The following is a 14,386-nucleotide window of genomic DNA, read 5'->3' on the forward strand; positions in this document are numbered from 1 at the left end:
TGAGGGCGCCCGATGGAGGGCCTGATGGAAAGCCCGTCCACGAAGGGACGGTGCCGGAGCAGAATGCCGTGGCTATCCGGATCCCCGCATTCGTGAAAAAGCCGTCCGCTGAATACCTGCGGATTTACTACTTGTTCCGAAGCTTAGGGTCAACGATCTCCGTCCGGATCACTGCCGCCAGCGTCTGGACCGTTGTGGTGATCCCGGTATTCCGCTTGATTTCCTTGCGGATGGTATCCAGCACCGAGTCGGACAGGATGACGTCCAGAAGCGCATCCGGCGAAGTTGCCGCGCGGTGCTTCCACAGCTCGTCGATCCGACGGCGCTTGAGGGCCTCCCGGTGGAGGAAGAACATTTTGTCCGCTTTTGCCTCCAGCGATTCAGGGCCGAGGAGGTCGACCTCGAAGGCGAGATTCACAATCACGGGGAGCCCGCCGGTCAGGTGGTAGGCCTGCCAGACCTGGCCGTTGGTGAGGATCATCCATTCCACACCCTCGTTGACCGCATACATTTGGACTTGGCGAAGGTGGCGCTCATTGAGTTTCTGACTCACCCGCTTGACCTCTATGAAGGCAATCAACTGCTTGTCAATTCTGACGCCGTAGTCCGCGAAATCCTGCTTGACCATGTATTCGGTGGTCAGGTCGCGGAATTTGTCATAGCCCAAACCCTCGCAGAGCATGTCCGTAATCAAAAGGCGGGTGTCGCCCTCGTTGGCGTCACGGGTGAGGAGATCGTGGAGTGGTTTAGTGAATCGCTGCACGGCAGACTTGACCTGCTCATGGGCCTCGGATTCCCACTTCGGTCCCTTGGCAATGGGAGTCATGGGTTTGATCTCCGCTATGACTGTGACGGCCTCGGTGGCGTGGCTGCTTCCGTGTTCGGTGTCTTGGGCAAGGACCGACACGAGACTTACTTCCATCGCCGGCTGCGCCTGGGCGCCGGCTGGAATTTCGTCGGCTGGAAGGACGTGGAGGGCGTGGGCCGCACCCACGGGACGCGACAATTCGTCGGGGAGTTGGACATGTGGGTCCACGACACCAAAAGCCGCTTGTTTCAACAGCCACTGGATTGTCGGCAACCAAGGTTCGACGGCCTCCCTGTTCACTCCCGGGGCCTCGACGGTCCTCGCCGCGGAGATGGCCTCCAGATCGACAATGCGCGGAACGAGGTGACCCTGCCCAGATGCCTCAGCCGCCCACTGAGACAGCACCTGCAGACGCGCCTGATACTTGATGTCCATCATTTTTCCCCCACGTGAACTCATCCTTACGGGACGTTGACTTCGGGTGAATGCTCTCCAGCAAGAGCCGTCCTCGCGTCTGAGATTCGCCAATTAGACGAGACCATACACTGCCGCCTTGTCAGGCTCCGCCCGCGCCACGACTCCAATTCAAGCGTCCCTGTCCCGGACGGCGGGAATGCCTGGAATTCCTTATTTGCACGGGCGTTTTCCTCATGCCGATTTGGCTTTACCTACGGGGTGATAGGTTATGAACAAAGGTCTTTGGGGATCGGCCCCGGACGCTTTTCCCTGCCTCCCGGGCCCACGTACGCCCGCGGGGTCACAGCACCTAAAGGAGCCGCACGCGGAATGTTCCTGAAAGCATTTGGCCGGCCGTCTGGTATTACGGCCGTAGCGCCGGTCCAGGCCCTCGCCGCCTCTTTCTCCTTCCGCGGCGTCAGGGGACTTCGCCATCACCTCGATTCCGGCCAGTATCACGCTCGGCCCCGGCCTGATCGGCATGGTCTTCGTCCTCACACCATTAACCTCAGATGTACGTACGGAACAAGTGCATGGCCGGAGTCGTTGGAACCTGAGGACATGAGTATTCAAACTAGCTGGAGGTTGAGAAAATTATGGGATTGAGCTTGCAGAAGGGCCAGTCGCTGTCGCTGACCAAAAAAGACGGCGGTTCGCTCACTCAGACGAAGATGGGGCTGGGCTGGGACTCGGCGGCCCCGGCCAAGAAGGGCTTTTTCGGAAAGGCCAAGACCGTGGAGGTGGACCTCGACGCTTCGGCCATTTTCTTCGACGCGGCCGGCAAGTCACTGGATCAGGTCTGGTACAACCAGCTGCAGAGCAAAGACGGCTCCACGCGTCACACCGGGGACAACCTGACGGGCGCCGGCGACGGCGATGACGAGACGATCCTGGTCAACTTGGAGCTCGTCTCCCCGGCCGTGGCACACATCGTCTTCGTCATCAGCAGCTACACCGGCCAGACCTTCGATCAGGTGCAGAATGCATTCTGCCGGCTGGTGGACGACTCCACGCCGGGAAGCCCGGAAATTGCCAAGTACCAGCTGACCGACTCGGGAACCCATTCGGCCATGATTATGTCCAAGGTATCCCGCGACGGTGCGGGCTGGACCTTTAAGGCCATCGGTGAGCGGGCCCAGGGCCGGTCGGTCGCAGACCTGATCGCACCAGCTGCCGCCGTCCTCTAGCCGTTCGAAGGATCCTTTATTGTGTCGAGTCTGACCCTTACCAAAGGCAATAATCTCTCGCTCACCAAGGCTGATCCGGGGCTGGAACGGGCCCTGATCGGCCTGGGCTGGGATCCGCGGACCACCAGCGGCGAACCCTTCGACCTGGATGCTTCGGCGCTCCTGGTCGGGGCGGACGGCAAGGTCCGGTCCCAGGACGACTTCATCTTCTACAACCAGCTCCGGTCCAAAGACGGGTCGGTGGTCCACCAGGGCGACAACCGCAGCGGTGTGGGCGACGGCGACGACGAACAGATCCTGATCGACCTCAGCCTGGTCGCGGCGGACGTGGAGCGCGTCGTCATCGTTGTTTCCATCGACCAGGCGGATGCCCGCGGCCAGAATTTCGGCCAGATCCGTGACGCGTACTGCCGTGTGCTGAACCAGGACACGGATCAGGAAGTGGTCCGCTACGATTTGAGCGAGGACGCGGCACCCGAGACATCTATGATTTTCGCCGAGATTTACCGCAACCGTGCCGAATGGAAGTTCCGGGCGGTTGGCCAAGGCTATGCCACGGGCCTCCACGGCATCGCCACCGATTTCGGCATTTCGCTGGACTAGTTCGCAAGATCGCATCAACACGAAGGAATGGTACAAACATGGCAGGACTAACCCTTACCAAAGGCAGCAATCTTTCCCTGACGAAGAGCGCACCGGGCCTGTCGAAGGCTGTGGTCGGGCTGGGCTGGGATCCACGGACGACGACGGGAGAGCCTTTCGACCTCGACGCCTCCGCCCTCCTGGTGGCGGCGGACGGCAAGGTCAGGTCCTCCGCGGACTTCATTTTCTACAACCAGCCAGCCGCAGCGGACGGCTCGGTCAGCCACCTGGGCGACAACCGGTCCGGCGAAGGCGCCGGCGACGACGAACAGATCCTGGTCGATCTCTCCTTGGTTGGGGCCGACGTCGAGCGTGTTGTCATCGTGGTCTCCATCGACCAGGGTGAAGCGCGCGGCCAGAACTTCGGCCAGGTGCGCAGCGCCTACTGCCGGGTGGTCAACCAGGCCGATGACAAGGAAATCGTCCGCTACGACCTGAGCGAGGACGCGGCGCCCGAAACGTCGATGATTTTCGCCGAGGTTTACCGCAACAACGGGGACTGGAAGTTCAAGGCCGTCGGTCAGGGGTACGCTACCGGGCTCGCCGGCATCGCCAAGGACTTCGGCGTCGACCTGAGCTGATTGGAATCCCGGGCTGATTAGAGTCCCGGGCTGGCTAGTTCCGCTCCGCATTGTTTCCATATGAGGTGGTGTCCCGGCCAATCGAAACCGGGGCACCACCGCTTTCTCGAAAGGCCGCATCATGAATTCTCCGTTGACTCCCCCCGACGCCGCAGAGGCTTCATTGGTGCTTCAGGCTCCGGACGCCCCTGCCACAGTTCAGCCCGAAGACGCTCCCGGAATGGTGCCGGTCCCCGACGAGCGAAGGGCCGAGATCAACAGGCAGGCCAGGGAGTTCGTGGCCAGCCTGGCCCAGCTGGATGCGCGCAGCCCGGAGTTCTCCTCACAGGTCGACGGCATCAATAAGATCGGCAGCGCCGAGATCACAGCGTCCAGCAACTCCTCCAGCAGGCTGCTGGAGCGTTCCTCGACGTCCGTTGCGGGCGCCAAGAAGTCCGGGAACAGCGCCCAGGTTGCGGTCGCCAACACCCTGGGTGAGCTGCGGAGCACGGTGGAGGACCTCACTCCCAACCAGGCCAACATGGGCGTGGGCAAGAAGATCCTGGGCTTCATCCCCGGCAACAAGCTGGCCAAGTACTTCCAGAAATACGAGTCGGCGCAGACCCAGCTGAACCAGATCATCAAGGCCCTGATGACGGGCCAGGACGAGCTGCTCAAGGACAATGCCAGCCTCGCCAACGAAAAAATTCAGCTCTGGGAAACGATGCAGGCGCTGAGCGAATATGCCGTCTTCGCCAAGGCACTGGATGCCGCCTGCGTGGAGAAGATCGACTCCGCCCGCGCCGCCGGGCAGATTACCGAGGCGCAGAAGATGGAGGCGGACGTCCTGTTCCCCGTGCGCCAGCGCCACCAGGACATCCTGACCCAGCTTGCCGTCTCGGTTCAGGGTTACCTGGCGATGGACCTGATCCGTAAGAACAATGTTGAACTGATCAAGGGTGTGGAACGGGCGCGGACCACCACCATTTCGGCACTCCGCACGGCGGTGATCGTGGCCCAGGCCCTGGCCAACCAGAAGATGGTCCTGGACCAGATCGACGCCGTCAATACCACCACCAACAACATGATCCTGAGCACCAGCGAAATGCTCAAGGACCAGACTTCCCGAATCCACCAGCAGGCGTCCAGCTCCGGGGTAAGCGTGGAGACGCTGCAGAAGGCCTTCGACAATGTGTTCGCCACGATGGATGCCATCGACACCTTCCGGTCGGAGGCGGCCAAGAACATGGAGAGCACCGTCGGGGCCCTCGAAGCCAGCGTGCTGAAGGCCAAGCCGTACCTGGAGCGCGCGCGGCAGGGCCAGACAGACTAAGTGACGGCGGAAAGTAGCAGGCGGTACCGCAGTGATTGGTAAGTTCATCGGCTCCCTGTTCGGCGGCGCCCCCGTGCTGGGCATCACTGAACGGGCTCCCGAGCCAACGGCTGACGCCGAGATGGCGCAGACCGCCGGATCCTTGGACAACCTGCGCAGCGCCATCCGGCGGGCCGGCGCTGAGCTGCCGACGTCGGTGTCCTCGCAGCTGCGCCAAATCGACGATGTGCTGCGCCCGCTGGTGACCCATATTGCCGAGCAGGGGGCGTCGATGGAGCAGCAGGTGCTGTTGAATTCCATCGTCTGCAGCTACATCCCGGATCCCCTGCGCACCTACCTGGCCCTCCCGGACAGTGCCAGGACTGAGGAGTCCGGGCCGACGGGGCTGCTGGCGGAACAGTTCGCCACGCTCGAGGAAATCGCCCGGGACCTGGCCAATCAGGTGCGGATCGGTGCCATTGCCGAGCTGTCCACCCACGGCCGGTTCCTCGAGGATAAGTTCGCGCCGTCCTCGCTTCGGCTGGAAGGCCGCTGATGGGCAATCTTGTGGCCGGGGCCAACGCCGCGCTGACGGCCGAGAACCCCGGACTGAGCAAGATCCTGGTCGGCCTGGGCTGGAAGTCCATCCCGAGCCGGGGGCCCCAGTCCGAGCTGGTTCCCCTGGCGATCATGTGCGACGCCGGCGGCCGGGCCCTCTCGAACGATCACCTGGTGTTTTTCAACCAGATCGCCAGCCCGGACGGCTCGGTGGCTTTCGCCGGCACCGATGACCAGGAACAGATCGACGTCGACCTGTCCCTGGTGCCGGCCGGTGTCGCCAAGATTACGTTCATTGTCTACGTCGACCCCGATCTCCGCGGGCCCGGCACCTTTTCCGCCGTCCGCAGCCCGTACATCCGGGTGGCCACCGCGCAGAATCAGGAGCTGGTGCGCTTCGATATTCCCCAGTCCCAGCAGGACGACATCACCGCCCTGATGTTCGGAGAGCTGTACCGCCACCGCGAGGACTGGAAGTTCCGGGCCCTGGGCCAGGGCTACACGACCGGCCTGCGCGGCGTGGCAGCCGACTTCCGGTTCGATGTCTAGGCGATGGCACTGAACAGGTCCAGCATCCGCACGGACATCGCCTACCTCAGCCGGCGGGTCAAACCGGCCGCCCAGGCTGGCCGGGCCGCCCGCGCTGACTCATCCGAGCCGGCAACATCCGTACGGACAGCGGCGGCGCCGTCGTTGCCGGTGTCCCCGGCAGCCGCCCCGTCACTGTCCCTGAGCCGATCGCCCGCGCCCGCATCCCGGGCATCAGCCACCGCCTCAGCGACCCCAACAGCAGCCACCTCGCCAGCGGCCCCCTCGGCCGGAGCCCGGCCGGCAGCCGCGGCTCGGCCCGCCCGGCTTTTTCCGGCTCCCGGGATCGGGGCAACGAGGCTCCTCGACGCCCAGACGCCGATGATCCGCCTTGACGCGCGCCAGTCGGCGATTGGAAGCCTGCTGGTGACCGGGGCAACATCGGCGGCATGGGAAAGTTCCGACCGCGTGACCGGGGCCATGACCCTTGACGGCGCCGTCTCCGGCACTTCCATCAAATGCTCGGGAAACCGCCCGCTGGTCGGCTACGTGGACGGGACGGCAGTCGTGGCGCTGCGGCATATCCGCGAACTGCGCCGGGCGCTCTTTATCGGACCGCTTTCGGCCCCCCTGACCGCGGAGATCTTCGACGGCGGCACCGTGACGCTGCCCGCGGGCGGCGGGGAACTCAGATACATCCTGTCCCTGACCGCGATCGGTGGAGTCATCGAGCTGCGCGCCGAACCGGTGCCGGCCCACGCCGACGCCGCCTTGCTCTGGCAGGAATTCGGCTTTTCCATGACCACCAAAGCTGCCGCCCGCCGGCAGGGACCCTGACGGGACGGCATGCGCCATTTCAGTTTTCTCAGCGACGAGCATGCCTCGCGCCTTTTCCATATCGCTCCGCAGGAACTGAGCCTGGGCTCGGCCCCCGCGCTGCTGGCCGTGGCCCTGGGCGCCACGCTCTACACTCCGGCGGACCGCCCCAACCTGGCGCAGGATATCCGCAAACAGGCGGCCCGCGGCTGCCTGAGCATGGTGATCTGCCTCGAGGATTCCATCGCCGATGATGCGGTGGACGCCGCCGAGACCAACGTCGTGAACACGCTGACCCGGCTGCACGCCGGTGCCTTCCACCCCGACGAGGGGCCTTTGCTGTTTCTCCGGGTCCGCACCCCGGAGCAGATGCTGAGCCTGGCCCGCCGCTGCGGCAGGGCACTGGACCTGCTGATGGGCTTTGTCGTTCCGAAGTTTGAGAATGAGACCGGCCAGGCACAGCGGTTCCTGGATGCCCTGCATAGCATCAACGCTTCCCGCGGGGACGGCCGCAGGCTGCGGATCATGCCCATCATGGAATCGCCGGTCATGATCCACGGCGAGACCCGGGCCAGGACCTTGTCCGGTATCTGCGACGTGCTGCAAGCCAACCGGGAGGATATTCTGGCCGTCCGCGTGGGCGCCACGGACATGTCCAGTGCCTTCGGCCTTCGCCGCTCCCGGGACCTGACCATCTATGACGTCAAGGTGGTCGCCTCCGTGATCGGGGACATCGTGAATATGCTGGGCCGGCCGGACGACGGGTTCGTGATCTCCGGCCCGGTGTGGGAGCACTACGGCAACAGCGAACGCGTACTGCGCCCGCTGCTGCGGCGCACTCCCTTCGCCGCCGCGAATGAGATGCCCCTCCGCGACCGGATTCTGACGGCCAACCTGGACGGGCTGATCCGCGAAATTGAACTGGACCTGGCCAACGGGCTGCTGGGCAAGACGGTCATCCACCCCACGCATGTCCCGCTGGTCCATGCCATGTGCGTCGTCAGCCACGAGGAATACGTCGACGCTCTGGAGATCGCGGGCAAGAACGGCGGCGGCGCCTCGGCCTCGCCGTACGGCAACAAGATGAATGAGATGAAGCCCCATCAGGCCTGGGCCGGCCAGACGCTGCTGCGGGCCGCAGCCTTCGGCGTTGCCGCCGAGAACATCACCTACGTTGACCTCCTGGAAGCGAGCATGAATTGAGCCAGCACCCCTGGACCGGCGGCTTTGTGCGGGACGCCCTCGGCGTCGGCATCAAGACGGACCACTCCGCGAGCCTGCTGCCGGTCGAGGACCTGGTGGGACTGGCACTGCGTCGCAACCCCAGGCGGGCCCACCTGCTGGTGTCCCGGGTGCTGGGCAAACACGTCCCGTCGGAACCCGGGCTGGTCATGGCCGCCGGTGAGCTGCTGGGAGTGCTCGTCGGCGAGGCGCTGTCCGCCTCGCCGGAATCCGTATCCGTCACGCGGACCATTGCGGCCGGGCTCGCGGCGGTGCTGCGCGGGGAAACGCACGACGACGGCCGGCGGGCCACGCTGCGGAGCCTCCGGCGACAGCTGGCCGGGTTGAAGACCCGCAACCCGCAGGTCATTACCATCGGCTACGCGGAGACGGCCACCGGCCTGGGGCGGCTTGTGGCCGACACGATCGGCTCGTATTACATCCATTCCTCCCGGCACGCCCCGGTGGGCGCCGCCGCGTACGGGTCCTTCGAGGAATCACATTCGCACGCCACCTCACACCGGCTGCTGCCCACGGATCCGCGGCGCCTGGACGCCCCTGAACCGGTGGTGCTGGTCGACGACGAACTCAGCACCGGGGCCACGGTCATCAACACCATCACCGAACTCCACGCCCTGGCGCCCCATCCCAGCTATACAGTGGCCGCACTCGTGGACCTGCGGACTCCGGCCGACCGGGCCAAGTTCGACGAACTGGCGGAACGGCTCGGAACCCGCATCCGGGTGGTGGCCCTGGGCACGGGGCAGATCACCCTGGACGCGGACATTCTCCAGCGCGCCGGGGAGGTCGTGGCGGCCCTGCCGCAGGCGCCGGCCGCCCCCGATTCGGCACCCGGAACGGTGACCTTCCTCGAGCCCGGGGCGGACGGTGCACCTGTCCGCAGCGACCGGTTCGGCAACAGCGGCTCCCCCGCGGCGCCCACCCTGGCCGGCATCGCGGAATCGATCCACCGGGCGCTGCCGCAGGCGGTGGCCGCGGAGTCCGTTCTGGTCCTGGGCAGCGAGGAGTTCATCCACGTGCCCCTGGCCGTGGCCGATGCGCTGGACCGGCTGAATCCGGACCGCGGCGTCCGGTTCTCCACCACTACCCGCTCCCCCATCGTCCCCCTGGATCGCCCGGACTACGCCATCACCGGCACGGTGCGGTTCACCAGCCATGACGTCACCGTGGACGGCCCGGGTGCGCGCTTCGCCCACAATGTTTCCGCCGCCGGCCGCAGATTCGGCACGATCGTCATGATGCCCGAACCTGGAACCCCCGCGGAGGTCCTCTCGGGTCCCGGCAGCGTGACGGAGGCGCTCAGCGCCGTCTGCAGCGCCGTCGTCGTCGTCCTCCTGCCCGCCTCGCCCGTCCTCCCGGCGCCGCTGGCCGGACCGGCGTTCGGTTCCTACGCGCCCGAGGAAGTCACCTGGCTGCTCAAGGACCTCGGTGATGCGGCGCTGGAAGCGCCGACGGCCGATCGTGAAGCTGCTGTGCAGTCCGGCGGGGCGAGCTATGCCGAGTCCCTGCCGATCGAGTATTCGCCCTCGCAGCAGTACCAGCAGTTGTACCGGGACGCCCTGGAACGCTCCTCCGCGCGCGTCGCGCAGGCCGTGGGCACGGTGACCGAGATGGCGCTGGCCGCGCGCCGGAACCGGCCGGTGTTGGTTTCCCTGGCCAGGGCCGGCACACCGGTCGGCATCCTGATGCGCCGCTGGGCGCAGCAGATCCACGGCATCGACCTCCCCCACTACACGATGAGCATCGTGCGCGGCGTTGGGCTGGACCAGACGGCGCTGCGCTACCTGGCCGCCCATCATGACCCGGAGCAGATCCTCTTTGTGGACGGCTGGACCGGCAAGGGCGCGATCACCCGCGAGCTCTCGGCCTCGCTCGACCGCTTCGCCGATACCGACGGTATTGCCTTCCCGAAGGACCTCGCCGTGCTTGCCGATCCCGGGCACTGCGCCGCCATGTACGGCACGCGCGAGGACTACCTCATCCCCTCCGCCTGCCTGAACTCGACGGTGTCCGGGCTCGTGTCCCGCACGGTTTTCAACACGGAGTTCATCGGCCCGGACGACTTCCACGGGGCCAAGTTCTACCACCGGCTGCGCGGGGACGATGTCTCGCGGGATTTCCTGGCCGCCGTCTCCGTCCATTTCCCAACCGTCGAGGCCTTCGCCCGGGCCGAAGCCCTGGCACTGCTGGCCGCGGACCGGACGCCCACCTGGGCCGGCCGGCTCGCGGTGGAAAGCCTCGGGCGGGAACACGGGATCGACGACCTGAATCTGGTCAAGCCCGGGGTCGGCGAGACAACCCGGGTGCTGCTGCGCAGGGCGCCGTGGAAGATCCTGGTGCGTCCCGATGCCGCGCCCGAGATAGCCCACATCCTGCTGCTGGCTCAGCAGCGAGGCGTGGCGGTGCTGGAGGTACCGGGCCTTCCCTTCAGCTGCGTGGGGCTCATCGATCCGCGGTTCGGCCGCGGGGTGTCCGGTGCCGACGGATCAACAGCGGCGGCCGCCCTGTGAATTCCGTCCTGGTGGCCTCGGATCTGGACCGGACGCTGATCTACTCCTCGAAGGCGTTCTTCCTGGAGGTCCCCGACCACCTGGCGCCGGCTATGGTGGTCGCGGAGCTCTACCAGGGGGTGCCGATCTCGTTTATGACCCGCGCCGCCGAACAGCTCCTGCTCGAACTGACCCGGACGGCCATCTTCGTCCCGGTGACCACCCGGACCGTGGCCCAGTACCGGCGGGTCCGGCTGCCCGGAGCCGTGTCTGAATACGCGGTCACCACCAACGGCGGTGTCCTGCTCAAGAACGGCGAGCCGGACATCGAGTGGCAGACCACCATCGGACAACGGGTCTCGGAAGGCTCCGCGCCCCTGGCCGTCATCGAGGAATTTCTGTCCCGGGAGGCCTACCGGACCTGGATCCTCCGGCTGCGCCAGGCTGAAGAGCTCTTCCTCTACGCCATCGTGGACCGGGAGCTCATGCCCGCGGAATTCGTTCAGGAGCTGGACGCCTGGTGTGCCTCGCTGGGCTGGACGGTGTCCGTCCAGGGCCGCAAGCTCTACTGCGTGCCGCAAGCTGTGACGAAGAACAGCGCCGTCGCAGAAGTCGCCCGGCGGACCGGGGCCTCCCGGGTGATCGCCGCCGGGGATTCGCTGCTGGACGGGCCGATGCTGGCCGAAGCCGACGTCGCCTTCCGTCCCTCCCACGGAGAACTCGCCGACGTCGACTTCCGCAGGGATCACCTGCGCGTGACCGATGCCCGGGGCATCCTGGCAGGCGAGGAAATCTCCCGGCGCATCCATGCGCTGGTCCAGCGCTAAACACCCGTCTACCGACGGCCGCCTGGCCGGCCTTCGACGTTGCCAGGGGCAGCAGGTCCCGCTACCTTGCTGGCCGGCCCGCCGACCAGATCCGGACGCGGTATTCGGGTCGGCCCAGGCTGACGGCCGCCCGAACCCGGCTGCCGGCGCCGGACTGGGGGACATCCTCACCGGCACCGACGACGTGCCCTGGAGCGATCCTTTTGGCCGCGACTAGCCATTTTCGTAAATTCGTCGTGGGTTCAGAGGGTCAGGACCTCTTCGGGTCGGGGAGGACATGCCCATTCCTCGCGCCCGCGACCGGGCATAATCGGAATATGCCCATCCGCCGGCACCGGCGCGGGGCATGTCCTGATCCGGGGGCACGTGCAGTGACTCCGCTGGGGGCGTCGGGCCACTTCTCCGGGAGGACCGCCCGGTCCTCGCGCCCGGGACCGGCGACACCGTGACGTTCCCTGGCCGGAAGCCGGGCACGTGGACGCGGGCAGTCGGCGGGTCGCTCCTGCCCGGTTGCTTGCCGCCCGGCCGCCTGCCTGCCGTGGTGAACCCCGGATTCCCGCGGGCGGTTTGCGCGTGGCGCCGAAGCAACCGGGGAGGAACGTCACGGCAGGGGTGCGTGGGGCGTTTCCGGTGGCCGGACCGGGCGCCGGGCTACTTCCCGGGAGGACATGCCCATTCCTCGCGTCCGGGACCGGGCATAGCCGGAGTATGTCCATCCGCCGACCCCGGCGCGGGGCAGGCCCTTGAGCCCGGCCACCCCACTGCCTGGACCTGAACCCCCGGCGAACTAACGAAAATGCCTACGAGCCGTCGCCGGGCACCGCTACCAGTGGCTGCCGAACGGTGTCGCGATTCCCGGAGGCACCGGCCTGAATCACACGATCATGGCCGAGGACCAGGGCACGACACTGGTCCTTGAAACCGGCACCGGCACGTTCGGCGCCGACTCCAAAACAGTCGACACTCACGCGGCCGCCAACGTAGAGCAGAAGCAGCTGACGGACGCCACCAAGCCCGTTCTGACAGGGGAAGCCGTCGCTGGTGTTCCGATGACAGTCACGGCCGGGACCTGGTCCGAACCATCCGAGAAGCTGACCATCGCCTACAGGTGGTTCTCCGGCGTGTCGGCTGTTCCGGGGTCGTGGGCGAAACCTGGTTTTACGCGTGGGTGGCACATAAAAAGGAACCCCGGGAAATCATTGATTTCCCGGGGTTCCTTCGATTGCGTGCGCGAGGGGGGATTTGAACCCCCACGCCCTTTCGGACACTGGCACCTGAAGCCAGCGCGTCTGCCGTTCCGCCACTCGCGCGCAACTTCTTCTATCCGGAAATGCGGCCCAATTTGCGGACCGCCAACCTCGTAAAAGCAGCGAGATCAAGCATAACGGACAACTGCGGAAAAACACCAATCGGGCTCCGCAGGCACCGTGGGGCCACGGATTCCGGGGCCCCGCGGCCGGCCCGGGCGGCTCCGAATCGACGCCATACCGCCCCCACCGGGGCCGCCCCCGGCCCGTTGGAGCCACCCCCGCGCAACAGGCATCACCGCATGTCAGCGCCGGCGGACCCAAACTTTCCGGCACGGAGTGGCGGTGCCCATTAAGGTCATTCCCAGCGTCGCCCAGTAGTATCTGATGTAGGAGTGCCCGTCTACGGGTGGCTCACGCAAATGTTGGAAACTGAGTTCCGGAACGAACACTGCCCGGCAGCCGTCAGGAAAGGAGAAGGACCATGGGATTGCTGGACAAAGTCGAGCGCGGCATCGAAAAGGCCGTCCGCGGGGTCTTCTCCACCGGTTCTCGCGCCCAGGTGGAACCCGTCGAGATCGCAAGCCACCTCCGCCGCGAAGTCGACAACAAGGCCCTTACGATCGCCGCGGGTCGAACCCTGGCGCCCAACGTCTTCGACGTCCTCCTGAGCGACGACGATTTCCAGCGGGCCCAGGAATGGGGCACCCCGCTCGCGGAAGAGCTCTGTGATGTTGTCATCAATCACGTGCGCAGCCAGGGCTACACACTGCAGGGACCGGTCCGGATCAGTTTCCGTCGCGACGAAGGGCGCCGGGCCGGGGATTTTGAAATCAAGTCCCGGACCGAGAAGGCCTCCGCCCCGTCCGCTCCGGCACAGCCCGGAACCCACGGCGCCATGCCTGCCGCGCCGACGCGCCAGCCGTCCCGGCTCCAGCCGGTGCTGGACATTGACGGTCAGAGGTACTCGCTTAACGCTCCTTCCGTTGTACTCGGACGGTCGTCCGAGGCAGACATCCTGATTGACGACACCGGCGTCTCGCGCCGGCACCTTGAGATCCGCACCGGTCCGGGCACAGCCCAGGCCATCGATCTGGGCTCCACGAACGGCAGCTACGTCAACGGCCACAAGATCGTCGGGAGCTCGGAGCTCACTGACGGCTCCACCATCACGATGGGACGGACCAAAATCGCTTTCCGCCTTCTGCCCGCCAACCCAGGCGGTCGCCCGTGAGTGAACTGACCATCACCGCCCTGCGCTTCGGTTTCCTGCTGCTCCTGTGGGTCTTGATCTTCAGCATCGTCTCGGCCATGCGCCGCGACCTGATGATCGGACGCAAGGCAGCAGCCGGCGCGCCCAGCGCCCGCCAGGTCCGCAAGAACCCCGCGCTGGCGGAGCCTGCCCCCGCCCCCGTGAAGCAGCAGGCCCACCAGCTCGTGGTGACCGAAGGCCCGCTCAAGGGCACCACCGTCGCCCTGGCGGCGAGTCCCATCCTGCTCGGCCGGGCCCAGGAAGCCACGCTCGTCCTGGAGGATGACTACGCCTCGGGGCGGCACGCCCGCCTGTTCCCGCAGGGCAGCCGCTGGTTCATCGAAGACCTGGGCTCGACAAACGGCACGTACCTGGCAGACCAGCAGCTGACCCGGGCCCTGCCGGTCGAGCTTGGTGTCCCCGTGAGAATCGGCAAGACGGTCATCGAATTGAGGCCGTAGC

General features: G+C 66.1%; 13 protein-coding genes and 1 tRNA gene. 12 read left to right on the forward strand and 2 right to left on the reverse strand.

From position 1 onward, the window contains the following. Nucleotides 1-127 precede the first annotated feature (127 nt). Entirely contained in the window at nt 128-1,246 is a 1,119-nt protein-coding gene (locus ABIB26_RS01285) for a type I restriction enzyme HsdR N-terminal domain-containing protein (RefSeq protein WP_354238840.1), read from the reverse strand. A 614-nt stretch (nt 1,247-1,860) separates the two neighbouring features. Between ABIB26_RS01285 and ABIB26_RS01290 the strand changes: the two genes are divergently transcribed. The 10 genes from ABIB26_RS01290 to ABIB26_RS01335 all read left to right on the forward strand — a co-directional run bounded on the left by ABIB26_RS01290 (nt 1,861) and on the right by ABIB26_RS01335 (nt 11,425). Then, nucleotides 1,861-2,451, forward strand: coding sequence for a TerD family protein (locus tag ABIB26_RS01290; protein WP_354238842.1), 591 nt, complete (start codon nt 1,861-1,863; stop codon nt 2,449-2,451). A 21-nt stretch (nt 2,452-2,472) separates the two neighbouring features. After that, entirely contained in the window at nt 2,473-3,054 is a 582-nt protein-coding gene (locus ABIB26_RS01295) for a TerD family protein (protein ID WP_354238844.1), read from the forward strand. Between the two features lie 38 nt (nt 3,055-3,092). Continuing rightward, entirely contained in the window at nt 3,093-3,674 is a 582-nt protein-coding gene (locus ABIB26_RS01300) for a TerD family protein (protein WP_354238846.1), read from the forward strand. Between the two features lie 121 nt (nt 3,675-3,795). Continuing rightward, nucleotides 3,796-4,986 (forward strand): toxic anion resistance protein, encoded by a 1,191-nt coding sequence (locus tag ABIB26_RS01305; RefSeq protein ID WP_354238848.1) that lies wholly within the window; start codon nt 3,796-3,798, stop codon nt 4,984-4,986. A 31-nt stretch (nt 4,987-5,017) separates the two neighbouring features. Next, nucleotides 5,018-5,521 (forward strand): hypothetical protein, encoded by a 504-nt coding sequence (locus tag ABIB26_RS01310; protein ID WP_354238850.1) that lies wholly within the window; start codon nt 5,018-5,020, stop codon nt 5,519-5,521. Continuing rightward, nucleotides 5,521-6,072, forward strand: coding sequence for a TerD family protein (locus ABIB26_RS01315; protein WP_354238851.1), 552 nt, complete (start codon nt 5,521-5,523; stop codon nt 6,070-6,072). The genes ABIB26_RS01310 and ABIB26_RS01315 overlap by 1 nt, the downstream gene beginning before the upstream one ends. 3 nt (nt 6,073-6,075) lie before the next feature. Then, complete coding sequence (locus tag ABIB26_RS01320; RefSeq protein ID WP_354238853.1) at nt 6,076-6,888, forward strand: hypothetical protein; 813 nt, start codon at nt 6,076-6,078, stop codon at nt 6,886-6,888. Nucleotides 6,889-6,897: 9 nt separating this feature from the next. Beyond that, nucleotides 6,898-8,070 (forward strand): HpcH/HpaI aldolase/citrate lyase family protein, encoded by a 1,173-nt coding sequence (locus ABIB26_RS01325; protein WP_354238855.1) that lies wholly within the window; start codon nt 6,898-6,900, stop codon nt 8,068-8,070. After that, nucleotides 8,067-10,619, forward strand: coding sequence for a phosphoribosyltransferase domain-containing protein (locus ABIB26_RS01330; RefSeq protein WP_354238856.1), 2,553 nt, complete (start codon nt 8,067-8,069; stop codon nt 10,617-10,619). The genes ABIB26_RS01325 and ABIB26_RS01330 overlap by 4 nt, the downstream gene beginning before the upstream one ends. Next, nucleotides 10,616-11,425: an HAD family hydrolase gene (locus ABIB26_RS01335; RefSeq protein WP_354238858.1), complete on the forward strand. Its 810-nt coding sequence runs from the start codon at nt 10,616-10,618 to the stop codon at nt 11,423-11,425. The genes ABIB26_RS01330 and ABIB26_RS01335 overlap by 4 nt, the downstream gene beginning before the upstream one ends. 1,227 nt (nt 11,426-12,652) lie before the next feature. On the opposite strand, the gene ABIB26_RS01340 is transcribed toward ABIB26_RS01335, so the two are convergent. Further along, nucleotides 12,653-12,735, reverse strand: a tRNA-Leu gene (locus ABIB26_RS01340). Between the two features lie 421 nt (nt 12,736-13,156). On the opposite strand from ABIB26_RS01340, the gene ABIB26_RS01345 reads away from it, so the two are divergent. Next, nucleotides 13,157-13,906, forward strand: coding sequence for an FHA domain-containing protein (locus tag ABIB26_RS01345; RefSeq protein ID WP_354238860.1), 750 nt, complete (start codon nt 13,157-13,159; stop codon nt 13,904-13,906). Then, nucleotides 13,903-14,385: an FHA domain-containing protein FhaB/FipA gene (locus ABIB26_RS01350; RefSeq protein ID WP_354238862.1), complete on the forward strand. Its 483-nt coding sequence runs from the start codon at nt 13,903-13,905 to the stop codon at nt 14,383-14,385. The genes ABIB26_RS01345 and ABIB26_RS01350 overlap by 4 nt, the downstream gene beginning before the upstream one ends. Nucleotide 14,386: the final 1 nt, after the last annotated feature.

The organism is Arthrobacter sp. UYEF20, from assembly GCF_040546335.1.
Classification (GTDB): domain Bacteria; phylum Actinomycetota; class Actinomycetes; order Actinomycetales; family Micrococcaceae; genus Arthrobacter.